Genomic DNA, 344 nt, shown 5'->3' on the forward strand with positions numbered 1-344 from the left:
GCAATTTAGAGAAGCGTGTAAAGGGTATTTAACCTGGACTGAGAGTAAAGAACTGTACAATGCGATAAAGGGCTTTACCCAACAAATGGAGGCGTGCCATCGTCAAGTCAGTGTGCATGCCAACCCACAGTTAAAAAACATAACTGCATTAGGGCTAGGTTCAGCACCTCGATTAGGAAAAACATTCAGCGCCCATGTGTCACCTCGTGCTGAGTATTACACAACCTCAGATGCCGTTTCTTCGATGTTTTCTCCTGCCGCGTATCTTACTGAGCTGTATATGTATGGAAAACAGCTCGATTCTAACTCAAATTACGCGTTAGATACTCGTCGGCCTGATTTAC

The 344-nt window shown here is 44.5% G+C and carries 1 protein-coding gene; it reads left to right on the plus strand.

The window, feature by feature from the left end:
• Nucleotides 1-344 (plus strand): hypothetical protein (locus ACQ96U_RS27150; protein WP_431724406.1); only part of this gene is annotated, 344 nt, incomplete at both ends.

It is taken from the genome of Zooshikella sp. RANM57, from assembly GCF_050749885.1.
Classification (GTDB): Bacteria; Pseudomonadota; Gammaproteobacteria; order Pseudomonadales; family Zooshikellaceae; genus Zooshikella.